The organism is Natronorubrum daqingense, assembly GCF_001971705.1.
GTDB lineage: Archaea > Halobacteriota > Halobacteria > Halobacteriales > Natrialbaceae > Natronorubrum > Natronorubrum daqingense.
Map to the genome: position 1 here is coordinate 1068557 of NZ_CP019327.1, position 24113 is coordinate 1092669.

Below are 24113 nucleotides of genomic sequence, written 5' to 3' on the forward strand. Positions count from 1 at the left end.
GTCACTCGACGACCTCGATCGCTTGCTCGATCGTTCGCGCGACGCGTGCCGCGTCGTCCGGCGTGTCGATGCGAATGTCGGTCTGGAACGTCGGTCGATCGAATACCGCGTCGTCCGTGTCGTCGACGACGAACGCGTCGGCGAAGGGATACGCCGTCGCCAGCCCTTCCGTATTCGGCGTCGCGTCGACCGCGCCCATGAGTTCGCCCGCGGGCCCCGAGAACGCGTCGTCGCCGAGGAACGGGGAGACGGCGACGACCGTCGTCTCGGAGAGCGCCTCCGCAACGCCCGGTAACGTCAACATCGGACCGATGCTGGTGACCGGATTCGAGGGTCCGACGACGACGGTCTCGGAGAGTGCCTCGAGGACGCCCGGTGCGGGTTGGGCGTTCGACGAGCCGCGAAATTCGACGGTTTCGACGGCAGGTTCGCCACGGTGGGCGACCCAGAACTCCTGGAAGTGCATCGTGCCGTCTTCGGTGTGGACGAGACTCGCGACGGGGTCGTTACTCATCGGGAGGATGTCGATCGAAACGTCGAACGCGTCGGCGAGTCGCTGGGTTGCCTCGCACAGCGTGTGTCCCTGCTGGAGGAGACTCGTCCGTGTGATGTGGACAGCGCGGTCGCGGTCGCCGATCGTCATGAACTCGTCGACGCCGGAGAATCGCCGCCAGTTCGCGAGTTCCATTCCGTTGGTCTGTTTTTCCTCTGGGAGGTACTGCGGGCCGCCGGGGAGTCCTGCAGCGTCCGCGATATCGGCCAGCGCTGTGTTCGTTCGGTGGGTATCCCCGTCGATCCCCCACCACGTCTCGCGATCGAGTACCCCGCCACCCTGAAACAAGAGCGTGTCGACGTCGGGCGAGACGAACAGTCCGCCGAGTTCGATATCGTCGCCGGTGTTGGCGACGACAGTTGTTTCCTCCGGCGAAAAGACGACACCAGCGCCGTCGAGTACCTTCGGCGTGCCGGTGCCCCCGGAGAGGAACGTAACCATATTCGTCACTGTCGAGCGAGGACACTTATACTGTCGGCTGACTCGCTGTGGCTATGTTCGCCCCGCGTCCCTGCTCAATCGCCGATCCAGTCCGCGAAACTCCCCTCGAGGAGCGTCTCGGATTGTTTGTTGACGTACTCCGTCTGCATGTCCTCGATGGCGTCGGCGAGCGAGGCTCCGTCTGCGACGGCGCTTCGGACGCGTTCGTGTTTCCAGCGGGCGGGGGTGACGCCCTGGCGGACCCGTCGCCGGAGCGGGTAGAGGTACTTCGCCGCCTCCTCTTCGGTTAGCCCGCGGTTGACGAGGCCGTCTTCGGCGTGAGCCAGCAGGTCCTCGTAGAGTGCGAGCTTGTCGGTCGTCTCCTTCCCGTCGTTCGTGATCCAGGTGAGATCGGCCTCGAGTCCCTCTCGCATCGCCGCGTAGAAGTTCTCTCTGGCGATCTGCCAGTCGAGTTCGATGACGGGGTGTTCGAGTCGGGTCAGGCTCTCGAGGACGCCGGCGAAGGCTGCGAGGAAAGAAATCGAGTCGCGAACGGTCGGCTGGGCCGGAACGGGCCGAAACTCGATGCGGGCGTTGGCTGCAGAGCGCGTGGGTCCGCCGAAGACGGGACGGACCCAGCGCCAGTACGTCCCGTGCTTTTGTCGGAAGTGTGGGAACTGATCGTCGAAGCGCTCGCCCGGTTCGACGGGCATCGGAACGATGGTGTCGTCGCTGGCGATTCGTGCGATCGCTTCACCGACGGTGTCGAGGTCGTAGGGGAATCGAACTTTGCCCTCGCCGGTGGCGGGATCGTTCAACACCGTTTCGAAGACGCTGATCCGATGTTCCATCCAGGCGTCCGCGAGGATTTCCTCGGGGGTCGCCCCGTCGTCGTAGAGGTCCGCGGGGAAAAAGGGCGAGTTGACGCCGAGTGCGAGGAGGGGCCCAGCGGCGCGCAGCGCGTAGTTAAAGTACAACGGGAGGTCGGGTGCGTGGGCGACCTGATAGTGTGGCTGGATCGACGTGATGAGGCTCTCGGGCATGACGGTATCGGCCTGCAACGAGACGTTCGGAGCCTCGAGTCGCATGCCGGCTGAGTCGGCCTGATCGGTGTTGGCCATCGCATGATAGCGCGCGGAGTCGCTCATGTTCGTCGCGATCCGGATCGATTGCTCAGACCCGTCGGGAGCCGTGACCGTTCGCTCGATGCTGTCACCGAGGTAGGTTCGGGCGTCTTCGCCCTCCGGCGGAATCGTCCAGAGCCCGTCACTGACCAGTCGCATGCGTTCGGATTTGGTGACGTCGAGTGCCGTCCGAAGCCGTGCTTTGATCTCCGACTCCTGGGCGGCCAGCCCGTGAGCGTTTAGCGGCTGCGGGCTGGTCGTCATCTCGGCGTTGTGCAAGCCGAGTTCCTTCTCGAAGCCGATGAGTTCGAGCAATCGACGGGGAACTCGCCGAAGCGTACAGTCGTCGTTTTTGACCGCGTAGAATTCGTACTCGAAACCGACGATCGCCTGTGGGTTGTCGAAGACGCCGTCGTGGACGGCGTCCGTGATCACCTCCGTGTTGGCTTGGGCACGCTCGCGAAACTCTTCGCCGTCGACCGCAAGCACGTCCGCGACCTGCGCAGCGAGTTCCTCCTCTGGCATACCTCCGAGTGCGGCCCGACTCTCTTTAAACCCTGTCCCTCGGATCGACTGGTCACAGGACCGAACGGGCGGAGAACGAGGATCAGGGGTCGATCTCAGAACCGTTTTACTCTCGAGTGCGTTACGCTCTCCCGATGGAGTTCGCCACGTTCGCCCAACGTGTGGCCGCGATCGAAGCCGAGCCCGCCGATCTCGAGATCGTTACACTCGTCACGGAACTGTTCGAGGAGACGCTCGAGACGCCCTCGCTCGAGGGTGTAAATCCCGGCTCCGACGCCGGGCACGGCACTGACTCGTCCGACGACCTCGACACACCAGACACCCTCGAGATCGTCGCCCGATTCGTGCAGGGGCGGGTCTTTCCGGCCTGGCAGTCCCGAACGCTCGATATCGGGCCGAGCACGTGCTACGAGGCGATCGCTCGGGCGGCGGGGACGAACGTACGAACCGACGACGTCGAGGCGCGACTCGCGGATATCGGTGAGATCGGCGAGGTCGCGGCGAGTTACGACCTCGGCGGACAGCAGGGACTCGGAGCCTTCGGTGGCGGATCCTCGAGCGACGACGGAACCGATGGAACCGACCTCACCGTCCGGGAGGTCTACGAGACGCTTTCGGAACTCGCGGCGGCCGAAGGCGCCGGCAGCCAGGATCGAAAGGTCGACCTCCTCTTCGGGCTGGTCAATCGCTGCTCGAGCGAGGAGGCGCGTTACCTCGCACGGCTCGTCCTCTCGGAGATGCGCATCGGCGTCGGCGAGGGAACCGTCCGCGACGCGATCGCCGAGGCGTTCGACGTTCCCGGCGGCGAGGTCGAACGCGCGCTGCAGGTCTCGAACGACTACGGGCAAGTCGCTCGAGTGGCCCGCGACGACGGCCTCGAGGGCCTGACCCAACTCGACCTCGCCGTCGGCCGCCCCGTTCAGGCGATGCTCGCACAGGCCGGCACGGTGACGGACGCCCTCGAGGAGTGGGAGTGCGCGGCCGTCGAGTGGAAGTACGACGGCGCACGGATTCAACTGCACTACGAGCCCGATTCGGACGACGCGAGCGAGACGATCGGCGTCTTCTCGAGGAACATGGAAGACGTCACCGACGCGCTGCCCGAAGTCGTCGAGTTCGCCGAGGAGACGCTCGAGAACCCCGTCATTTTGGACGGCGAAGTGGTGGCCATCGACGACGACGGCACGCCGCTCCCGTTCCAGGAGGTACTCAAACGCTTCCGGCGAAAGCACGACGTCGAGAAGGCTCGGGAAGACGTGACGGTTCGGCCGGTGTTCTTCGACTGTTTGCACGCCGACGGCGACGACTTGCTCGAGGAGCCGTTGACAACTCGCCACGACAGGCTCGAGGCGGTCCTTCGCGATGGGGACGAACAATCTCGCTCTCCCGAGAACGTGGACGGACTCTCCCTGCTCTGGCGGAGCGACGACCCCGAGGAGATCGAGTCGATCGACGCCGAGGCGCTCGAGGGCGGCCACGAGGGGATCATGCTCAAGAATCCCGAATCGACGTATTCGCCCGGTCGTCGGGGGAAACACTGGCGCAAACGCAAGCCGGACGTCGAGACGCTCGACTGCGTCGTAACGGGGGCGGAGTGGGGCGAAGGTCGGCGGGCGACGTTTTTGGGTACGTTCGAACTCTCCGTGCTGGCGGGGGAGGCGGGCGACGAACTCGAGACCGTCGGCAAGGTCGCAACGGGAATCACCGACGAAAAACTCGAGGAGTTGACCGCGTTGCTCGAGCCCTACATTACTGTCGAGGAGGGGCAGGAAGTCTCCCTCGAGCCCGAAGTCGTCTTCGAGGTGGGATACGAGGAGATCCAGACCTCGCCGACGTACTCTTCGGGCTACGCCCTGCGGTTCCCGCGGTTCGTGGGGGTGCGTTCGGACAAGGAGACGGCGGACGCGGATTCCCTCGAGCGACTCGAACGACTTCGCGGGTGAGACTCTCGATCGATTTCGTCGTAGGTTGACGATAGTCTGGCTGGTACTTTTTCTGACTCTGGACACGAGGAAACCTCACCCTCCCCAGCCGATTCGCTCCGTCACTTCGTTCCCTCGCTCATCCCTCGCACGGAAGCGTCGATCTGTCCTCGCCCTCGCTCGGACGCGATCGACGGCGCGCGCCACAGCACTGCGGAGGGGAGGGGGGTTCTACCGTGTGGAAACGGTCAGGGACGAGCGACTGTCCCCATGTAAGCACCCTTAAGAGCTATCGGAAACTGGATTGGCGTATGCAACCGCGCGACCTGTCCGATCACGTCGCTTACGAGGCGGGTCGGGGCATCGAGGAAGTCGCCCGCGAACTCGGGCGCGACCCCTCTGAATTCGTCAAACTCGCCTCGAACGAGAACCCACACGGGCCCTCGCCCGCAGCCACCGTGGCGCTTCGCGAGGCCGCCTCGAGCGTGAGTTCCTACCCGAAAGCGGCTCACGCCGACCTGAGCGCCGCCGTCGCCGAGCGCTGGGACGTTTCTGCCGACCAAATTTGGCTGGCAAACGGCGGCGACGGGGCGATCGATTACCTCTCCCGAGCGACGCTCGAGCCCGACGACACCGTGCTCGTTCCCTCGCCGGGGTTCGCCTACTACGGCATGAGCGCCCGATTCCACCACGGCGACGTCCGGGAGTACGACCTCGAGCGAGAGGACGACTTCGAACAGTCGGCCGACGCCGTGCTTTCGGCGTACGACGGCGACCGACTCGTCTACCTCACGAGCCCGCACAACCCGACGGGGACGACGATCCCGCTCGCAGAAATCGAGACGATTGCCGCGGAAACGGACGACGACACGCTCGTCGTCGTCGACGAAGCCTACGGCGAGTTCGCCGACCGCGACAGCGCCGTCGCGTTGCTCGAGGGCCGAGACGGGTTCGACGCTCGAGACGACGTCGCCGTCTTGCGAACGTTCTCGAAAGCCTACGGACTCGCCGGCCTCAGACTCGGCTACGCCGTCGTTCCCGACGAGTGGGCTGAGGCCTACGCTCGCGTCAACACCCCCTTTGCCGCGAGCGAACTCGCATGTCGCGCCGGATTGGCCGCCCTCGAGGACGACGAACACGTCGCGCGCACCGTCGAGACGACCGAAGACGCCCGCGCGTACATGCGCGAACACATCGACGCTCACGTCTGGGAGAGCGAGGGGAACTTCGTCCTCGTCGACGTCGGCGAGGCGAGCGCCGTCGCGCAAGCGATGCAAGAATCGGGCGTTATCGTCCGGGACTGCTCAAGTTTCGGCCTCCCCGAGTGCATCCGAATTACCTGCGGAACGGAGGAGGAAACCGAACGCGCCGTCGACACGCTCAACGACGTGCTCGAGTCGGCTGGGACTGGTTCGGAGGTGTCCGAAACATGAGAATTGCCGTCACCGGAACCCCGGGAACGGGGAAGACGACCGCGACGGAACGCCTCGCGTCGAAACTCGAGGAGAGAGACGCTGCAGAGTCGTCGGCCGATTTCGACGTGATCCACCTCAACACGGTGCTCGAGGACGAAGCACTCTACACCGAGGTCGACGCCGACCGACAGAGCAAGGTCGCCGACCTCGATGCGCTCGCGGCGTGGCTCGAGGGTCGCGAGGATACTATCGTCGAGTCCCACCTCGCACACCACTTCGATGCCGACCGGGTCGCCGTGCTTCGGTGTGCTCCCGAACCGCTCGAGAAACGGCTGCTCGAGCGCGGTGAGACCGAGGCGAAGGCGGCGGAGAACGCAGAGAGCGAGGCGCTCGACGTGATCCTCGCAGAAGCCGTCGATGAACACGGCCTCGAGTCGATCTACGAAATCGATACGACCGACCGCACGCCCGACGCCGTCGCCGCGGAACTCGCGGCGGTTGTGACGGGTGATCGCGAACCGAGTGCAGGCGACGCCGACTTCGTGGGGTATCTCACATGACGCTCGATAAGTTCAGGCCGTACGTTTCGAGATTTCTCGACCCGTTCGTGAAAGGATTCGACAAGGTGGGCATGACGCCCGACGGCGTGAGTATCCTTGCCTTTGGCATGGCCGTCCTCGCGGCGGGGGCATTCATGCTCGGGGGCCGTGCAGACCCCGTCTGGTACGCCGTTGCCGCGACGCTGGTCTTTCTCAACGGCTGGCTCGACATCGTCGACGGCGCACTCGCTCGAGAGCAAAACGTCGCCTCGGCGGGCGGGGACCTCCTCGATCACGTGCTCGATCGCTACGCCGACATCGTCATCATCGCGGGACTCGCAGCCGGTATCGGGGATTACCTCCTCGGATTTCTGGCCGTGACCGGCGTCGTTATGACCTCCTACCTCGGCACGCAAGCCCAGGCAGTCGGTCTCGACCGCGTTTACGGTGGATTGGTCGGCCGAGCGGATCGCTTAGCGATCATCGGCATCGTCGGCTTCCTCGCCTTCCCGCTCGCCGGCGAGTATGGCGGACTCACACTCACCGGCTGGTTGCTCGTCTTCCTCGCCGTCGTCGGCCACCTGACCGCCCTCCAGCGATTCGTCCACTCCTGGTCGGCACTCGAGTAGGTCGCTTTCTCCGTCCTTCGAGAGTGCGCCGCATGGTTTATCACTCGCCGCGATATACGTTCCTCCATGGTTCAGTGCGAGATGTGTGGCGCCGAGACGTCGTCTCCGAAGACGATCAAAGTCGAGGGTGCGAAACTCGACGTTTGTTCGAACTGCACCGACTTCGGCACCGAAGTCAAACAGCCGTCGAGCTCGAGTTCCTCGAGTAAGTATTCGACCTCGAGTTCGAAATCGGGTTCAGCTTCGAGTTCCAGTGGCGGTTCGGCCGCCAGTGGCTCGAGCGCGAGTTCAAGCGGTGGCTCGAGTTCCCAGCGTCGATCGGACATGTTCGACGATATGGATCAACTCGCGACCGACTACGACGAGCGAGTTCGCAACGCTCGCGAGGAGAAGTCCCTGAGTCAGTCGGAACTCGCCAACGAACTCAACGAGAAGGCGAGCCTGATCCGGAAGATCGAACGCGGCGACACCCTCCCGAGCGACAGCGCACAGTCGAAACTCGAGAACTTCCTCGAGATCGACCTGAGCGCAGCCGGAAGCTCCGGTGACGAATCCGAGTGGTCCGGTGGCTCCTCGTCGGGAAGCTACACCCTCGGCGACGTCGTCAAGCGAAAGGACTGACGCGTCACTTCTCACCTCGCGTCGTTGCGACGGTTTTGTCTCTCCAGTTTTCGTCACAGAAGACTCGAGAGTCGCCGTTCTCGCTCACGTCCGTCGCTTCGTCGGTGACTCGCAAGCTATTTCTTTCGGGCGAGAGGCTGTGCTGGTATGTTCGTCCTTGTCAACCTGAAGACCTATCCGTGCGATCCGGTCGCGGTCGCCGAAGCCGTTCGCGACGTCGACGAATCGACCGACGCCCGCCTCGCAGTTGCGCCGCAGGCGACCCACCTCGAGCGCGTGGCCGAGACGGGAGCTGAAACGTGGGCCCAACACGTCGATTCGATCGACCACGGGAGCAACACCGGCCAGACGCTGGCGGAATCCGTCGCGGACGCCGGTGCCGTCGGGACGTTGCTCAACCACTCCGAACGGCGGCTGAAGCTGGCCGATATCGACGGAGCTGTTCAGGCGGCAGAGCGTGCGGGCCTCGAGACGGTCGTCTGTGCGAACAATCCTGCACAGATCGGTGCCGCCGCGGCGCTCGGCCCCGACGCCGTCGCGGTCGAGCCGCCGGAACTGATCGGCACCGGGACGCCGGTCAGTCAGGCTGACCCGGACGTCGTCGAGGATGCCGTCGATGCGGCCCAGCACGTCGACCGAGACGTGTCCGTTCTCTGCGGGGCGGGTATCAGTACCGGCGACGACGTCGTCGCAGCGGGCGACCTCGGTTCCGAGGGCGTGTTGCTCGCGAGCGGGGTCGCGAAAGCGGACGATCCGACGGCCGCCCTCGAGGACCTCGTCGAACCGCTGTAGACGAGCGTAGTGGGTCGATTGGATCGCCGGCGTCGTTCGACGCCACAGTTCCTCGAACCGATGGTTTTTCTCACTCGCGATGGGAGGTCGACGTATGAGCGACGCTCGTCCCATCGAAGTAGCCCTCGAGAATCGACTGATGGGACAGGGAATCTACGTGGACGAGGTCACTCGTCTGCCACGGGCTTCGAACGAGGAGACGGCTGAAACGGGCGACATTTCCGACGGGGCTGGCCTCTCGATTTCCTACGAGACGGTCTCTCAGTCGAAACGGATCGACAGCGACGAGGTCGGCACCGTCGTCCGAACCGTCCTCGATATCGGTGCCGAACGCGAGTGGACGCCGGGACGACTCGAGGCGACCTCGCAGTCGACCGACGGCGATATCCGCGGTCGCTGGCACGTCGAAGCAGAGTGGTTCGACGAACTCGGCGTAGCGTTCGACGACCTCGAGTTCTCGGAGCGCGTCCTCGAGACGAGAGATCACAATTCTGTCACCGAGTAAGTGATGTCGACGAGTAGGTAGATTAATGGTCTCACACTCGTGTTGTCGGTGTAGATACGCAGATGGCCGGAGAACAGATCTACGTCTCACACGCACCTGCTGACCTCGAGCTCGTCCAGGAGTTGTTCTCGACGGTCAAGAATTTCCCCTTTGGAACACATATCGCGCTCGAGGAAGTCGAATCTGGTCGCTCTCGACAGCGACTCGAGGGCCGCCTCGCGAACAGCGACGTCGTCGTCGCGGTGCTCACGGCGGAATCGTCGACCAGCAGGTGGGTCAATCAGGAAGTCGGGTACGCACTCGCAAAGGGGATTCCCGTGATCCCACTCGCCGACAGCGACCGCCATCTCGGCGGCTTTCTCGAGAACGCCGACAGCGTCGCGATCACTCGAGAGAATCCCTCGCGAACCATTTACGATCTGATCAGCCGACTCCGAAGCGAACTTGCACCACTCGGTGCGCTGTCCGTGCCGAATTGGTACATTCGATTCCCCTGTACGATTCCGGACTGTGGCCACCCCGTGACCCTCGAGATCGAGCAAGACCAATCCAAGCTCTGGAAGCGATACGAACACGGGAAACTGCTGTCGTCGACGTGTGACGTCTGCGAGTCGACGTACTACTTCGATGCGGCGACGATCGGATACGTTCGCCGAGAAGACGGCATTCTCTAGTTCAGGCGTCTTTTTGAAGCCGTTCGTAGGCGTCCGTGACGAGTTGGAACGCCGAGCGACTCCCGCTCTTTCGGTCGGGATGGGCCCGTTTGACCTCGCGGTGGAACGCCGCACGAATTTCCTCGTCGCTCGCAGCGGGGTCGACGCTGAGCACCTCCCGAGCCTCCGACTTTCGCATTCCGATCGTTTTGACGATCCCGTTTTCTTTTGCGGTCTCGGTGCACGGCGGACAGAATCGCTCGCTTCGCCCGTCGATGGTGGTGATCTCGAAGCGTTCGGCGGTAACCCACTCGTTGCACTGCGTACAGAGCGTCTCGTCTTCGTCCGTCGACTCGGCGTGACCTCGAGTACGTGTGTCGTCTGCTGTGTGCGTCGACTCGTCGGCCTCGGAGGATGCGGACGTCGTCTTCGAGTCGGCCGCCGGCGCCTGCGCGACACACGTTGGACAGCACGTGAGGACGGTTCCGTCTTCGAGGACGACATCTTCGACTCGAGACGCGAGAATCGTGTCGGTGCAGCCGTCGCAGGTCCGACGTCGCTGGTCGATCGAAGAACACTTTCGAGCGGCCTCACGGGCGTGGGGCTCACAGCGAGGACAGCACGCGACCCTGTCGCCGTCGGGCATCGTGATTGCCGTCAGCTCCTCGAGTGGGACCGTTCGGCCACACCCATCACAACCACCCTGACGGTCGTCGACCACTGCCATTAGACGGTTGTTTATACTGAATCCTTATCAGTTCTTCTGCTGACAGACATACACGAGCGAGACGGCGATCGTTCATAGGAGAACGTTACCGCCGTCTTGGGACGCGCTGATCCGACCCCGTCGTCGGTGAAGGGTGTCGGTAACAAAGGCGAGTTGTGCCGACTACCGGCCCGTGCGAGGTGTGCCTCGCACGGATGTTGTCCGTTGGGTGGCTCTCGGCGACGAACTGTCGTCGGGGCCTCCTCTCCTGTCACCGACGATTCTCCTCGAGTACACACAGAATCCGAGACACCAATAGGGGTCCGGCACCGAGAGAACGTATGGAGTCCGCAACTCGACTGTCCACGCGCGTTGGGAGCGCCGACCGACGGACGTTCACACTCGTGGCCGGTGACCTCCTCGTACTCACCGCGTTAGTGCTCGTCGGGCAACTCGAGCACGGGATGAACCCGCTCGAGCAACCGATCGGTGCGCTCGAGGCGCTGGCCCCGTTCGTCGTGGGATGGATCGTCGTCGCCGCGTTGGCTGGTCTCTACACGCGACCGATTTCGACGTCGCTCTGGGAAACGACGCGTCTGACGACCGTCGCGTGGCTCGCTGCCGCGAACGTCGGATTAGTGCTTCGCCAGTCGGTCTTCGGTAGCACTGCGGCGTGGCCGTTCCCGCTCGTCATCTCGGCGTTCGGTCTCGTCCTCCTCGTCGGGTGGCGGGTTGGGTTCGCGTACGTCTCGAGCTCCACCGATACCTAATTTCGACGCGCTCGGTCGACGTCACATATCAGTGTTCGTATACGTCGACGATAGTACTGGAAGAAAGACCCTCCTTCTCGCGTTGTAGTTCCTCACAATGAATAATGCGAAATATGCGAAACAGGCCAATATCCCTGTCTATAGGCCCTGTACTACCCTCTTGTGAGGGTTCTATCGGGTTAAATAATGGCGCTGGGAGATAGAGATGATCGGCACCCGAGACTAAATAACCAACTCATAAGTTATGAGAATCCACGGTAGCAAATACTGATTAGAAACGGATCCACTACAGCGTAGGTATGAGAAACACTTATATGCCTGTCTCCCATACTATATGTTACGTTATGACTGGATATTACGACATTGTTCTCGGCCTCATCCCAGTCGCACTGATCGGTATCACCGCTGCCCTCGCGTTGGTTGGTCTGTCTCTGACGACTGCGGTGCCGATTGGTGCGTTCGTGTCGATGGCGATCATCGGTCACGCAATGTTCGTCAACGCGCCTGCGGACGTTCCGGAGGAACCCCAGTCCACTCACCCACCGATCAACGCTGACTAACTGTCTCGACTGCTCTTTTTTTCTTTCCTCTCGTCTCTGCAGGTGTTTCGGACTCGAGCGTTCTACCTAACTCTCGTTCCACCGAGCGTTATCGCCCGAGTGGGTATTCTCTCGGCGGCGATCGTCGTATCACCCGGTATCGACGCTCGTCCGTGACCGAATCCGTTCTCAAAAAAGTGCGAGAGGCTTTACTCCGCAGGTCTGACCTTGAACCCGTAGCGTGTCACGCCCTCTTGGGTGTAGACGCGTCGAATCGTCGTCTCGATCCGATCGCCGACGGCGAACGCATCGGGTGCTGCGTCAGTTCCCATCGCCGCAATACTGGCCGTTTCGTCGCCATCTCCCGACTCGAGGGCGACGATTGCGGCCGCGTAGTCACCGGAACGACCCTGCTGCTCGGCGAACTCGGGTGGTGCACCGCCCTGTGAAATCGTCGTCACCGCCTCGATTTCTCCCTCGCCGGAGAGGTGAACTGGTTCGTACTCCTCGAGAGCGTTACAGTCCGCACACGCTCCTTCCGGCGGGAACGCGAGCGAGCCACACTCGGGACAGCGGCCGGCCTCGAGGGTATAGCGCTGGGGAATCGACCGGTGCCACGAGGGGACGCTCACGTACGCACCCCCGCCCGAGGGCGGACCGGTCGTGACGACACCACGTTGGCGCAGGTACTCCGCGTAGGACAGTGATTCGTCGCGCTCGAGTGTCGTCTCCGCGGGAACGTCTCCATCGACGTCGACGACGAAGGCGTCCGCACCCGCGCCGCTACCGTGGGAGACGCCGAGTATGCGCTCGTAGCCGTCCTCGAGCGCGCTGACCAGCGAGACGGGGACGCTCGCCGCGCCGAGGTCGCCGAGTTCGTGGACTGTTGCCGCTGCTTGGATCTCGTCCGTTCCGACGCCCGCCGCCCCCGCTGCGCGGTAGGGGAGTTTGCCGTCTGGTGCCTGAATCGCCACGGCCGTCGGATCGGGATCGACCTCGAGTCCGGAGACTGCCCCGCCGATCGTTTCGGTGAACGCCGACCGGTCGTACTGCGTGACGCCGAGTCCCTGCGTTGCGTCCTCGCCGGTCGCTCGGAATCGCGTCCCGGGGTACGGCGTCGCGTACTCGGCACGGTCGACGATCTCGGCGGGCCCGTCTCGCTCGATGACGAACGCGGCTGCGCCAGCCCCGGCAGCGTGATCGATCCCGTCATCCGGGTCGCCCTGTGGTGCGTCGGCCGCGACGACGAGTCCGGTCGATGCCTCGGCCTCGAGGGCATCCATTCCGGCCCAAAGTGCGCGGGTTCCGGCCCGCGTGCTGCCCGTAAAGACGTGTCGCGTGGCGGAGTCGGAGACCTCGAGCATGGCGCCGAGCCGTGCGGTGAGGTCCTCCTCTGCGAGGGGCGGTGTCGAGGACGCAAATGCGAGCCAGTCGACCGTCTCGGGGTCGACGTCGGCCGCCTCGAGCGCGCGGTCGGCGGCCTCGTAGGCCATCGTCAGCGCGTCTTCGTCGGCAGCGGCGACGGCCTTCTCGGTGACGCCGGACGCCTGGAACTGGCCCCAGGCGTCCTGAAACGCTTCCGCGCTGATCCGGAACCGGGGCGCGTACGCACCGACGCCGGTAATTGCCGCCGTCATCAGGCGCTCACCTCCGTTTCCTGCTCGCGCTCAAAGATGTGAACAACGGACGCGCCACCGCTGCCGCCGACGTTGTGCGTGAGTCCGCGGGTCGGGTTCTCGACCTGGCGCTCGCCCGCAGCGCCGGAGAGCTGTTTGAACGCTTCGACGACCTGACCGGCACCCGTCGCGCCGATGGGGTGGCCCTTCGACTTGAGCCCGCCCGAAGTGTTGACCGGAATCTCACCGCCGAGTTCGGTCGCACCGGATTCGATCAGCTGTCCGGATTCACCTTTCTCACAGAAGCCGAGGTCCTCGTAGGCCAGCAACTCAGCGATGGCGAAACAGTCGTGGACCTCGGCGAAGTCGAGTTCCTCCGGCTCGATGTCGGCCATCTCGTAGGCCGTCTGCGCTGCGTGTTGGGTCGCGGGGACGCCGGTGTAGGAGTCGCGCTGGAAGAGACCCACGTTGTCGCTGCCCGCGCCGACGCCGGCGACGCGGATCGGATCGTCCGTGTAGTCGTCGACGACGTCCTCGCTGACGATCAGCGCACAGGCCGCGCCGTCGGAGGTCGGACAGCAGTGATAGAGGTTCAGCGGATCCGCGACGACCGGCGCGGACTGTGCGTCCTCGAGCGAGCACTCGAAGCCCAGTTGTGCGTGGGGGTTCTTCGCGCCGTTCGAGTGATTCTTGACGGCGACGCGAGAGAGGTGCTCGCGCGTGGTGTCGTACTCGTCCATGTGGACGCTGGCCATCTGGGCGTAGACGCCGGAGAAGGTGGTGCCCGAGAGGCGTTCCCACTCCGTCTCCCCGGAGACGCCGAGCCAGTACTTCGTCGCGTCGGAGCTCATGTCAGACATGATTTCGAACCCGCCAGCAAGGGCGACGTCGGCCATACCCGATTTGACGGCCTGGACGGCCTGACGGGTGGCGAATCCACTCGCTGCGCAGGCGTTTTCGACCCGCGTACACGGCACGCCGTCGAGTCCGACGTGCTCGGTCACTGCTGGCCCCGAAAGGCCGAGTTGTCGCCCACCGACGCCGAGATTTCCAACGAACGCTTCGTCGATATCTCCCGTCTCGAGTCCGCCTGGTACGCTTTCCGTAGCCGCTTCGAACGCCGTTCGGAACAGCGACCGGTAGCTTTCCTCGGGGAAGGCCCCGTAGTCAGACTGCCCCGCGCCGACGAGGTATGCGTCTCGCATATCCAAGGGTGTGCTCCCCGGTGTGAAATAAGTGCACACTTGTGGCGAATCGTGTACGGGGAAGGTGTCGGCGCCAGCACTGGTTCGTAACTCGAGACGGACTCGAGGTCGAGACGCTGTATTGGGATGCTACGCCGAATCAATCCGAGATTGCCCACGGGTTCGTTCACGTTTCGTCAGGGCATTCAAGCGTCTTGCTCGCGTGCAGCGGTTGTATGTCCCGCGCGGCGGAACTCGTCACCGTCCTCGAGTCGATCGACTCGGTGGCGATCGTTTGTCACGACAACCCAGATCCTGACTGTCTCGCCAGTGCACTGGCACTCGAACGAATCGCAACCGATCACGGGGTGGAGGAGGTGACGATTACCTACGGCGGCGACATCTCTCACCAGCAAAATCGCGCGTTCGTCAACATGATCGACATCTCGCTCGAGTCGATCGAGCGCCTCGAGATTGACGACTACGACTGTATCGCGTTCGTCGATCACTCCCAGCCCGGATCGAACACGGAACTGCCGGCACAGATTACGCCCGATATCGTCGTCGATCACCATCCCGGCGAGCCGATCGAGGTCTCCTTCGAAGACATTCGTGCGGAAGTCGGCGCGACGGCGACGATTTTCGTCGAGTACCTCTCCGAACTCGAGACGGAACTGACGACGCGACTGGCGTCGGCGCTCCTCTTTGCACTCCACCGCGAGCGACTGGATTTCGTCCGCGCACCGACGATACGTGAGTACGAGGCTGCACTGACAGTCTATCCGGATGCCGACCTCGAGACGCTCGAGCAACTCTACGGGAGCGCGTTCTCGCCGGGAACGATCGACGCGATCGGTCACGCCATCGCGACTCGAGAACGGCGTGGCTCCTCACTCGCGGCGAGCGTCGGTAGAACGACCGAAACGGACGCGCTCCCGCAGGCGGCTGATTACTTGCTGAACCTCGAGGGCGTCGATACCGTCCTCGTCTACGGAATCATCGAAGACGCGATTCGACTCAGCGCGCGTTCGATCGATCCGCGAGTACACATCGGTGAGACCCTCGATAGCGCCTTCGGCGACCTCGGACCCGTCGGCGGACACCACGACATGGCGGGCGGTCGTATCGGACTCGGCCTCTTCGCCGACGATTCGAACGACACGGACGCGTTGCTCGCGTTCGCCGGCGGGCGACTTACTCGTCGCTTCTTCGACGCGCTGAACCTCGACGATGACCGGTGAGGCCCCGCCAGTCGATCCGTGCGCACACCTGCTGGGGCGGCCGCCGGTCGTGGTCGACAGGGATTCGGCGTGGCATCTCGGTCACTCGATATCGATGGTGTGTGACCCACTGGTCGAGTCGCGTTTCGGGATGGTGACCGTCAAGATGCCGTTGTTGAGTGATGCCGTTACGTCGTCTGGATCGACTGGATCTGGAAGCCGAATGCGACGACTGAACGATGTCACCTCTCGTTCGCGGCGAATGTACTCCGCCGTCGCGTCGGCCAGTTGTGTTCGCTCATCGCCTTCGGTCTCGTCGCCGACCTCCTCAGCAGTATCGGGTTCGTCATCGGTTTCGCGTCGTGGTGTTCGCACCTGCTCGCGCTCGCCACTGATCTCGAGCGTCTCCCCGCGGAGTCTCGTCTCGAGGTCGTCGGTCTCGAATCCGGGGACGTCGACGGTGACGACGAACGAATCGCCGTGATCGGCGAGATCCAGCCGTATCGCCGACTCGCCGACGGAAAGATCGAGGTGGCTTCTGGTGTCGAACTCGGATTCCCAGGACCGGACGGCCGTCTCGAGTTGTCGATTCAATCGCTCGAGGAGTTCCTCGAGCCCCTCCAGTGGATTCGATCTGTCTTCCATTGTTCTCGTGAGATGTTCACTACCAATCACAAAAAAGGCCACTCACAGCGTGAGTGAGCCTCTCTGCGTCGAATGTGTTGAACTGCGTGATTGCGGCAGAACCGAGGGAGGGGCTGGTCGTTTTTAGGCTCCTCGCCGTAGGAAGCGGTATGGATTCAGCACTATTCGTCGTCAGCGAGGAAGGCTACTGGGGAGAGGAATGTATCGAACCGCTCGAGACGCTCTCGGATGCCGGACTCGAGATTACGGTCGCGACGCCGTCGGGTGGACCGCCGGAACTCGACGAGACGTCGGCCGACCCCGACGAGGTCGGGGAGGAAACCGCCGAGCACGTCCGAACGGTTCACGAGAACGACGAGCGATTGAACGATCCGATTCCGACCGCGCGGGCGGACGCCGAGGCGTACGACGCCGTCGTCTTCCCCGGCGGCCACGGCACCGAGTGGGACGTCAACCAGGACAGTGACGCCCGCAGACTCCTCCGCGACGCTGTCGCTGGTGACGACGGCAAGGCGCTCGTCGTCTGTCACGCCGTCGGCATTCTCGCGTTCGCTCGTGATAGTCAGGGCGCGTTCGTCGTCAACGGCCGCGACGTGACCGGCTTCCCGAACGAGTGGGAAGCAGACATCGTCGACGAGAACGACGTCATGCCGACCGGTCGAAAACTCCCCTACTGGGTCGAGGACGAAGTGATCACCGCGGGCGGCAACTGGGACGCCGAACTCGAGGCGGACACGAGCGTCACCGTCGACGGTGACCTCGTTACCGCCCGCGGTCCCGAATCCTCGAGTGCCGCAGCGCAGACGCTTCTCGAGGAACTGGACGCGTAAGGTTCGTACTCGCTCGGTTTGCTCTCGATCGTCCGTCCGTCTGTCATCCGTGACGTGTCGTCTTCGATACGAACATCTCAGCGGTTGCTGGACGGAATACGAGCGCTATTGTGGATCGTGCTACGCCGATTCGATTCGAATTTCGCCGTCGGCACGAACGGTGATCAGGCAGTCGTTGTACTCGAAAATGAGCGCCCCCTCGGATCGTACCCCGTTCGATCGGGGTTCGAACAGTCGCTCGAGCGCGTCGGTGTTGATAGTGTAGTGGAGAGGCTCGAGTTCGGTCACCTCCTCGTTGCAAAACGTCGCAACGGCGGTGACGATAGTCACGCTCAGCGGTTCGGAGTCGAGTTGATCGTACTGCACAGTGTCGTACTCCGCCGAGTGTGCAGTCTGTGGTGATGTCATCTCTGTCATGTAGTTTTGCGCACCCCCAGTGCGGTCAATGGGAACTCAACTGTCGTTCACCGTTCACACTAAAGAGCCTACTCGTTAATTGAGTAGCCGTCAGTCCAAACTGGGGTTAACTGATTAACCTTCGGACACCGTTTCGTCGAATATCGTCGCGAACAGCTTCTGCTCTACGGCTCTGACGTGCTTGTGGAACGCAGGCGGCGAGATCTCGAGTGAATCGGCCAGTTCGTCACCGTTCGTGTGACGCGGCCACTCGAAGTATCCGCCGTGGTACGCCGTTTGAACGACCTCCTGTTGTCTGTCGGTGAGTTCCGCGAGCAACGCGTTGCGCGCAGCGACGTCGATCGTCGGCTGTGTCGTCGACTGTTCTCGGCGTGCGACCATCGACGCCGAGAACCCACGTCGATTCAGGCCGGAGAGGAGCTCTCTCACCTCGATGGATTGGGGAACCTCGATAGTGGCTCGCGTCTCGTCGTCCGTTGCGACGAACGTCCGCAACGTTCCACCGTCGGTGTCGACGACCGAACCGAGAAACGGCTCCGAACACTGCAGCTGGAGCAAAGTTTCGTCCTCGGATTCGGCGATAATCGAAGCGTCGTGGATCCCCTCGAGTGAGCGAAGGTCACTCGAGTGCTCGGTCACCGCATCGGAGTTGGCGACGGCGAAAACCGTCGGCTCCCCGTCGTCTCGAATCGTCGCTCCCTCGAACGTCAGCCGTGTTTCGAGCGCGCCGGCGAGGCGACGAAACAGCGAGTCGCCGGTGAGTTCGACCTCGAGTTCGACGGTGTCGACGCCACTGTCGGCGAGCGCGGTTTTTCGTTTGGTGGCGGTGATCGCGTACGCGATCGTTTCGCCGAGTTCGGCGAGCGTGTCACGCAGCGGTTCGTCGAACGCGTCGCGGTCGTCACCGTAAATGGCGACGACGCCGTAAAGAAAGTCGTCGTAGACGATCGGAACGGCGTAGACCGACTGATAGTTTCGCGAGAGCGCTTCGACGCGCCAGGTTCCATCGCGCACGGAGTCAGCGATGTTTTCGGCGTAGGTCGGCGTTCGCGTTCGCGCTGTCCGGCCCGCTGGTTCGGCCGCGGAGTCGTCGACGGTCGTCACCGAAATTGTGTCGAGGTACGTACGTTCTCGACCAGCACTAGCTTGTGGTTCGAGTTGGTGGCCACCCGGATCCGGCTCGCCGAACCAGACGAACGAACACTCCTCGAGGGCTGCGAGACGCTCGCAGATGCCGCGTTCGATTTCCGATCGATCGTCGGCCATCAACAGCAACTGCTCGATATCCTGTCTGACCGTATTCGCCTCGTTCAACTGCTCGAGGTGGATATTTTGTCGTTTGAGCGTGCGTTCGCGGCCGTGAAGTCGACGCGTTCTGGAGATCCGGTCGAGCGCGGCTTCGGCGGTCGTCGCGAAGAGTTGGGCTAGTTCGTACGTCTCGTCGTCGTAGTGGTTCGTCTCGGTCTCGAAGGCGACGAGGACGCCGTGTTCACCGATCGGAACGTACAGCCCGCTTCGAGCGCGGTCGGGATATGTCCCGCCGGTATCCGTCCGGTCGTCGACGAGTGTTGGTGTCCCGTCGACGAACGTCTGCCACACGAGTCCGTCGTCGGGAGTGTGCTCCTCGGGCTGACCGAAGTTCGTTTCGAAGGCGTGTGAGTACGCCGCCGGGACGAGTTCGTTGTGGTGGTCGTCGAAGCGATAGACGACGCTCTCGATATCGAGGACGTCGCTCGCGACGTCGACCATGTACTCACACGCGGCCTGTTTCGACTCGACCGTCAGCAAGTGATTCGTCGCCTCGTGGAGGGCGTTGAGCGCCTCCTGGTACTGCGCACGCTCGGTGACGTCGACCGCGATGCCGATGACGCGTTCGACGGTTCCATCATCCGTCACCGGCCGCCACCACGATTCGAAAACTCGGTCGTCGAGGCGGATCTGCGAGTGCGACTGTTCGCCCCCTATTGCGGCATCCGTATCCGAGAGAACGGTCGGGTGGTCGCTGAAAATTTCGAAAATCGACTCGCCGACGACGTCGTCGGAGAGTCGCTCGACTTTCTCGAGGCCGCGACCCTCTGCGAGCAAAATCGTCCCGTCCGTTTCGTGGACGAACAGGATCACCGGGAGATTTTGAACGAGTATCTCGAGTCGCTCCGTTCGCTCTCTGAGCGCTCGTTCGCGTTCGATGCGCTCGGTCACGTCGGTAAAGTAGACCGCAATGCCGGAGGAGGAGGGATACATTCGGGCGCTGTACCACGTCTCCATCGGTTCGTAGTATCGCTCGATGGAGACCGCTTCGCGCGTTTCCATGGCTTCGACCGCTGCCGACTGAAACGCCGTCCCCAGAATATTCGGGAAGAGATCGTAAATCTTGACGCCGAGGACGGTCTCCGGATCGACGTCGAAGAGTGCTGCCGCGTGGTCGTTGATGTGGGTGAACCGCCACTCCGAATCGAGCGTGTAGAACGCGTCGCCGACCCGTTCCATCGCTTCGTCTAACTCCTGTTCCGCCTGGTGAAGGGCCGTAATATCGCGAATCGATGCGACGATACCGTTGATATCCTCGTCCTCGAGCCAATTAGTCAGCGTGGCTTCGTGGATGTACCAGTCGCCGTTCGCGTGTCGACACCGGTACGTCAGCCGTTTCGTCGTTCCGTATGGTTCCTCACAGAGTTCCTCGAACGCGGCTTCGACCATTGCGACGTCTTCTGCGTGGACGGCGTCGGTGAGGTGGCTGTCACGTAACTCGTCGGCGTCGTACCCACCGACTCGTTCGACCGACGGTTCGACGTAGGTGATCGTTCCGTTCGAGTTGGCAACGACGATGAGGTCCGACGACTGTTCGATCAACGCCTGGTACCACCGTCGCTGTCGCTGAATGGTTCGGGTTTTAGCGCCCAGTGTGGCGGCCTGTTGGACGCGATGGGCGAGCATCGAGGACTCGATGGGGAGCGTCTTCCGAACGAAATCCGTCGCACCGTCTGTCCGAAGTCGTTCGAGTGGGACTGCGTTCAGGTCGTCGATGGCGTAGACGACCGGACACGCGTCGCTGACCGTGGTGAGAACCTCGCGTTCGTCCGTCACGAGACAATCTGTCGCGTCGAGCCTGTCCATCTCGAGGTCCGTAGCCGGGGGGAGTGGACCGTCGACGATGATGGAATCCGCCGAGAGCTCCGTCGCTGCTTGGTGGAGCCACGGCGACGAGCCAACGACGAGCGCGCGAACGTGGACCGGTTCGGGACCCTCGAGTCTTCGGTCCATAATTCCTCTGTGTCGGGAATGGGTAAAAACCTCCTGTTGACGATGCAATAGATTCAGCGTAGAAGAACGTCTAATAGCCGATTGCGTTCCCGTCCTTTCTTGGCTCGGTTGCGCCAGCGAGCGTGCCGTCTCGATACCGGACGAGTTGTGCGCCACCGAACATGACGGGCGTGAGGACGTCGACATCGTGACCCATCCGCGCGAGTTTCGGGAGTTGCGAGAGTCTGTCCTCGACGCCGAGCGACCCGCTCTCTCGGTATCGCCAGCGTGGCGCGTCGAGTGCTGCCTGCGGGGTCATCCCGTAGTCGACGATGTTCGAGATCACCTGTACGTGCCCCTGTGGCTGCATGTACCCGCCCATGACGCCGAACGCGGCCCAATCGTCCGCATCGAACTTCGCGATGGCCGGGACGAGTGTGTGAAACGGCCGCTTGCCCGGCTCGAGGCTGTTGGGATGACTCGAGTCGAGCGAGAACGATGCGCCCCGATTCTGCAGGGCGATTCCCGTCTCGCCGGCGACCAGCCCGCTACCGAAGCCGGCGAAGCGGGAGTTGATGTAGGAGACGAGGTTTCCGTCCTCGTCGCCGACGGTCAACAAGACGGTGTCGGCGTCCTCGGCGTTGGCGTTTGGCACGCCGACTTCGGGGTCTTGAATCGGCGTCTCGCCGATTCCCCGAGCGCGCTCTCGAGCGTAGGATTTCGAGGCGAGCGGCGGAATCTCCTCGAACTCGGGATCGGTGATGTAGTGGTGGCCGTCGACGAACGCGAGTTTCATCGCTTCGGCGAAGGCGTGGACGCGTTCGGGCGAGTCGTAGGGGTGGTCGCCAGCGCCGATCTCTTCGGCGATGTTCAGCGCCTCGAGTGCGACGAGTCCCTGATTGTTCGGCGGGAGTTCCCAGACCTCCGCGCCGTTGTACGTCGTGCTGACCGGGTCGACGAACTCGGGTTCGAACGACGCTAGATCCTCGTGCGTCAAGAACCCGCCCGCCGATTGGATCTCTTCGACGATCGCGTCGGCAATCTCGCCCTCGTAGAATGCGTCGGCCCCGTCTTCGGCGATCGTTCGCATCGATTCGCCGAGTTGTGGGAGCGTGACCGTCTCCCCCGCGTCAGGAGTGTCTCCGTCGAAGAGGTAGGCCTCTCGAGCGTTCTCGTCGGTGAAGAGGTCTTTCGCGCCCTCCCAGTAGTAAGAAATCACCGGCGAGACGGGAAACCCCTCCGTCGCGTACTCGATCGCTGGCTCGAGAACGTCTCCGAGCGTGAGTCGCCCCAGTTCCTGCACCGTCGTCTCCCAGCCGCGTGCCGTCCCGGGGACCGTCACCGCGTGCGGGCCGAGAAACGGCATGCCCAACTCGTCGGCACTCGAGGCGCTGTCGACGGCATAGCCGCGAGATTCCGGGTAGTACCCCTCGAGCGTTTCGCTGTCGGTGTCCTCGAGTGCGCCGCGGACGTTCTCGATGGTGGCATCTGCGGGTGCGCCCCCACACGAGCGCATCGCGCCGACCTCGCCATCAGCGGTGCGATACAGTGCGAAGACGTCGCCGCCCAGTCCGGTCGACGTGGGCTCGACGACGTTGAGCGCGGCGGCCGTCGCCACGGCCGCGTCGAACGCGTTGCCGCCGTTTTGTAGAATCGAAACTCCCGCCTGTGCAGCGAGGGGTTGACTCGTCGAGACCATCCCGCGGTTTCCGTAGACGGTCGAGCGTCTCGAGTCGAATCGATCCAGGTCGAAATCCTCGGTCATACCCGGAGTTAGTGCTGGTAAACTAAATTATGATGGAAGCGGACAGAGGCTCGCAGTGAAGGTGACCGTCTCGTCGGTGTCGTTTCGGGCCCCGTGAATCGCACCGCGTTCGTGGAGAACGACGCCGGGGGCGTCGATCGCTTCGCTCTCGCCGTTACGGAGCACCGTTACCGTCCCCTCGAGGACGTGAAAGACGTTCGTACTGTTCGCGTGCTCGTGTGCCTCGAGTTCGGCACCCGGCCCGAGCGCGAACGCCTTCACGAGCACGTCGTCGCTGACGACGAGTTCCGCGGTTTCGAGTTCGCCCTCGTCGGGGTCCAGTGCTGGGAGTGCGTTCGTGTATTCGTCGTCGATCATACCTCCTCTTCGTCGGTCGGTCCAAAAAACGTACTCACTCGGAGAGCGGTGCGTGTTCGACCCGGTAGCCGTACTCATCATCCGAATTTTGGGAGATCGAGTCGACTGAGGCGACTTCGTGGAACCGAATGTCTCGTTCCATCTTCGTGACGACCGGCGTCTCGTAGTGGGTCGCCTCGTACTCGAAGGTCTCGCCGTCCTCGCGGCGACGCGTGACGAACTCGCGGTGTCGCTCGAGTCTCGCGCGAGCAACTGCGTGTGAGAGCGTCGAGACGTCGTCGATTCGGTCGGTGAACACCTCGAGAAACGCGTCCTCGAGTTCCGAGCCGAGCGAGTCTCGGCCCGCACACATCGCGGCGAGCGTCGTCGTTCCGGTGCCCCAGAAGGGGTCGAGAACGGTGTCGCCGTACGCCGAGTACATGCAGATCAGTCGGTAGGGAATCTCGAGGGGGTAGGCCCCAGATCGGTCACGGATGTCTTCGTCGCGTCCGTCGGCGAGCGACTGCAACTCGCCCTGGACGTCGGTCCAGACGTCGGAGAACCACTGATTGCGCTCCTCCCAGAAGTACGCCGCTTCGTAGCGCTGGTCTGCACCGGGTTCGAACTCCCGGCTCTCTGCGCCCTTCCGAAAGACCAGCACGTACTCGTGCTCGAGGGTCACGTAGGCGTTGGGCGGGATCATCCCGCTGCCCATGAACTTGGCCGCGCTGTTGGCCGGCTTGCGCCAGAGCACGTCCGGAAGCGGATCGAACCCACGAGCTTCGAAGGCCTCGAGGACGCGCGCGTGATTCGGGTAGACGCGAAAGCTCTCCTCGAGCGAGCGAGTCGCGTCGCCGACGTTGAGACAGACCAGTCCGCCGTCGACGAGCACGCGCTCGAGTTCGTCCCAGACGGCGTCGAGTTGCGCGTGCATCCCCTCGAACGCTGCCCGACCGTCGCCGGCCTCGAGCGCCTCTCCGACCGCCGGGTCGAGACTCGTAAAGAGGTCGTCCCACATCTCGATCATCGGATACGGCGGCGACGTGACGACGAGTTCGACCGACTCGTCGTCGACCGATTCGAGGGCCCGAGAGTCGCCGACGAAAACGCGGTGGGTCGTCTCCATTCGATAGACACTGTCGGCGTC

At 63.2% G+C, this 24113-nt stretch carries 23 protein-coding genes; 12 read left to right on the top strand and 11 right to left on the bottom strand.

The features are described from left to right. Window position 1: 1 nt before the first annotated feature. Entirely contained in the window at window positions 2–994 is a 993-nt protein-coding gene (cofD, locus tag BB347_RS05240; RefSeq protein WP_076581780.1) for a 2-phospho-L-lactate transferase, read from the bottom strand. 74 nt (window positions 995–1068) lie between these two features. Continuing rightward, a complete protein-coding gene (locus tag BB347_RS05245; protein ID WP_076581782.1) occupies window positions 1069–2622 on the bottom strand; it encodes a hypothetical protein in 1554 nt (517 codons plus the stop codon). Between the two features lie 134 nt (window positions 2623–2756). On the opposite strand from BB347_RS05245, the gene ligA reads away from it, so the two are divergent. The 8 genes from ligA (at window position 2757) to BB347_RS05285 (ending at window position 9719) form a co-directional block, all read left to right on the top strand. Beyond that, a complete protein-coding gene (gene ligA, locus BB347_RS05250; protein ID WP_076581784.1) occupies window positions 2757–4565 on the top strand; it encodes an ATP-dependent DNA ligase LigA in 1809 nt (602 codons plus the stop codon). 290 nt (window positions 4566–4855) lie between these two features. Further along, a complete protein-coding gene (hisC, locus tag BB347_RS05255; RefSeq protein WP_076581785.1) occupies window positions 4856–5977 on the top strand; it encodes a histidinol-phosphate transaminase in 1122 nt (373 codons plus the stop codon). Next, complete coding sequence (locus tag BB347_RS05260) at window positions 5974–6519, top strand: adenylate kinase family protein (protein ID WP_076581787.1); 546 nt, start codon at window positions 5974–5976, stop codon at window positions 6517–6519. Before hisC ends, BB347_RS05260 begins: the two co-directional genes overlap by 4 nt. Beyond that, window positions 6516–7127: a CDP-alcohol phosphatidyltransferase family protein gene (locus tag BB347_RS05265; RefSeq protein WP_076581788.1), complete on the top strand. Its 612-nt coding sequence runs from the start codon at window positions 6516–6518 to the stop codon at window positions 7125–7127. The genes BB347_RS05260 and BB347_RS05265 overlap by 4 nt, the downstream gene beginning before the upstream one ends. Before the next feature lie 66 nt (window positions 7128–7193). Then, entirely contained in the window at window positions 7194–7748 is a 555-nt protein-coding gene (locus BB347_RS05270) for a multiprotein bridging factor aMBF1 (RefSeq protein ID WP_076581790.1), read from the top strand. Between the two features lie 147 nt (window positions 7749–7895). Beyond that, window positions 7896–8540 carry a triose-phosphate isomerase gene (gene tpiA / locus BB347_RS05275; RefSeq protein ID WP_076581791.1) on the top strand — a complete coding sequence of 215 codons (645 nt, stop codon included), beginning with the start codon at window positions 7896–7898 and terminating at the stop codon, window positions 8538–8540. A 94-nt stretch (window positions 8541–8634) separates the two neighbouring features. Then, window positions 8635–9045, top strand: coding sequence for a hypothetical protein (locus BB347_RS05280; protein WP_076581793.1), 411 nt, complete (start codon window positions 8635–8637; stop codon window positions 9043–9045). Between the two features lie 62 nt (window positions 9046–9107). Beyond that, entirely contained in the window at window positions 9108–9719 is a 612-nt protein-coding gene (locus BB347_RS05285) for a toll/interleukin-1 receptor domain-containing protein (protein ID WP_076581794.1), read from the top strand. A gap of 1 nt (window position 9720) precedes the next feature. Here BB347_RS05285 and BB347_RS05290 read toward each other — a convergent pair whose 3' ends face one another. Then, complete coding sequence (locus BB347_RS05290) at window positions 9721–10425, bottom strand: J domain-containing protein (protein WP_076581796.1); 705 nt, start codon at window positions 10423–10425, stop codon at window positions 9721–9723. A 320-nt stretch (window positions 10426–10745) separates the two neighbouring features. Between BB347_RS05290 and BB347_RS05295 the strand changes: the two genes are divergently transcribed. Together BB347_RS05295 and BB347_RS05300 are read left to right on the top strand one after the other, a co-directional pair. Next, a complete protein-coding gene (locus BB347_RS05295; RefSeq protein ID WP_076581797.1) occupies window positions 10746–11174 on the top strand; it encodes a DUF3054 domain-containing protein in 429 nt (142 codons plus the stop codon). A 344-nt stretch (window positions 11175–11518) separates the two neighbouring features. After that, complete coding sequence (locus BB347_RS05300; protein ID WP_076581799.1) at window positions 11519–11734, top strand: hypothetical protein; 216 nt, start codon at window positions 11519–11521, stop codon at window positions 11732–11734. 188 nt (window positions 11735–11922) lie between these two features. Here the strand turns inward: BB347_RS05300 and BB347_RS05305 are convergent, their stop codons facing one another. Together BB347_RS05305 and BB347_RS05310 are read right to left on the bottom strand one after the other, a co-directional pair. Then, complete coding sequence (locus tag BB347_RS05305; RefSeq protein ID WP_076581800.1) at window positions 11923–13350, bottom strand: zinc ribbon domain-containing protein; 1428 nt, start codon at window positions 13348–13350, stop codon at window positions 11923–11925. Next, window positions 13350–14534: a thiolase domain-containing protein gene (locus BB347_RS05310; RefSeq protein WP_076581802.1), complete on the bottom strand. Its 1185-nt coding sequence runs from the start codon at window positions 14532–14534 to the stop codon at window positions 13350–13352. Before BB347_RS05310 ends, BB347_RS05305 begins: the two co-directional genes overlap by 1 nt. Before the next feature lie 215 nt (window positions 14535–14749). On the opposite strand from BB347_RS05310, the gene BB347_RS05315 reads away from it, so the two are divergent. After that, a complete protein-coding gene (locus BB347_RS05315) occupies window positions 14750–15754 on the top strand; it encodes a DHH family phosphoesterase (RefSeq protein WP_076581803.1) in 1005 nt (334 codons plus the stop codon). A gap of 81 nt (window positions 15755–15835) precedes the next feature. Here BB347_RS05315 and BB347_RS05320 read toward each other — a convergent pair whose 3' ends face one another. Then, entirely contained in the window at window positions 15836–16378 is a 543-nt protein-coding gene (locus tag BB347_RS05320) for an Hsp20/alpha crystallin family protein (RefSeq protein WP_076581805.1), read from the bottom strand. A 149-nt stretch (window positions 16379–16527) separates the two neighbouring features. Between BB347_RS05320 and BB347_RS05325 the strand changes: the two genes are divergently transcribed. Beyond that, window positions 16528–17208 carry a type 1 glutamine amidotransferase domain-containing protein gene (locus tag BB347_RS05325; protein WP_076581806.1) on the top strand — a complete coding sequence of 227 codons (681 nt, stop codon included), beginning with the start codon at window positions 16528–16530 and terminating at the stop codon, window positions 17206–17208. A 120-nt stretch (window positions 17209–17328) separates the two neighbouring features. Here the strand turns inward: BB347_RS05325 and BB347_RS05330 are convergent, their stop codons facing one another. The 5 genes from BB347_RS05330 to BB347_RS05350 form a co-directional block, all read right to left on the bottom strand. After that, window positions 17329–17625 carry a HalOD1 output domain-containing protein gene (locus tag BB347_RS05330; protein WP_076581808.1) on the bottom strand — a complete coding sequence of 99 codons (297 nt, stop codon included), beginning with the start codon at window positions 17623–17625 and terminating at the stop codon, window positions 17329–17331. Between the two features lie 114 nt (window positions 17626–17739). Further along, entirely contained in the window at window positions 17740–20886 is a 3147-nt protein-coding gene (locus BB347_RS05335; protein ID WP_076581810.1) for a PAS domain-containing protein, read from the bottom strand. A 70-nt stretch (window positions 20887–20956) separates the two neighbouring features. Further along, window positions 20957–22630, bottom strand: a complete 1674-nt coding sequence (locus BB347_RS05340; protein WP_076581812.1) for a gamma-glutamyltransferase family protein — start codon at window positions 22628–22630, stop codon at window positions 20957–20959. 27 nt (window positions 22631–22657) lie between these two features. Continuing rightward, the gene (locus tag BB347_RS05345; RefSeq protein ID WP_076581813.1) at window positions 22658–22987 is read right to left on the bottom strand and encodes a cupin domain-containing protein; all 330 of its coding nucleotides are present in this window, start codon (window positions 22985–22987) and stop codon (window positions 22658–22660) included. A gap of 34 nt (window positions 22988–23021) precedes the next feature. Continuing rightward, the gene (locus BB347_RS05350; RefSeq protein ID WP_076581815.1) at window positions 23022–24092 is read right to left on the bottom strand and encodes a DNA-methyltransferase; all 1071 of its coding nucleotides are present in this window, start codon (window positions 24090–24092) and stop codon (window positions 23022–23024) included. Window positions 24093–24113: the final 21 nt, after the last annotated feature.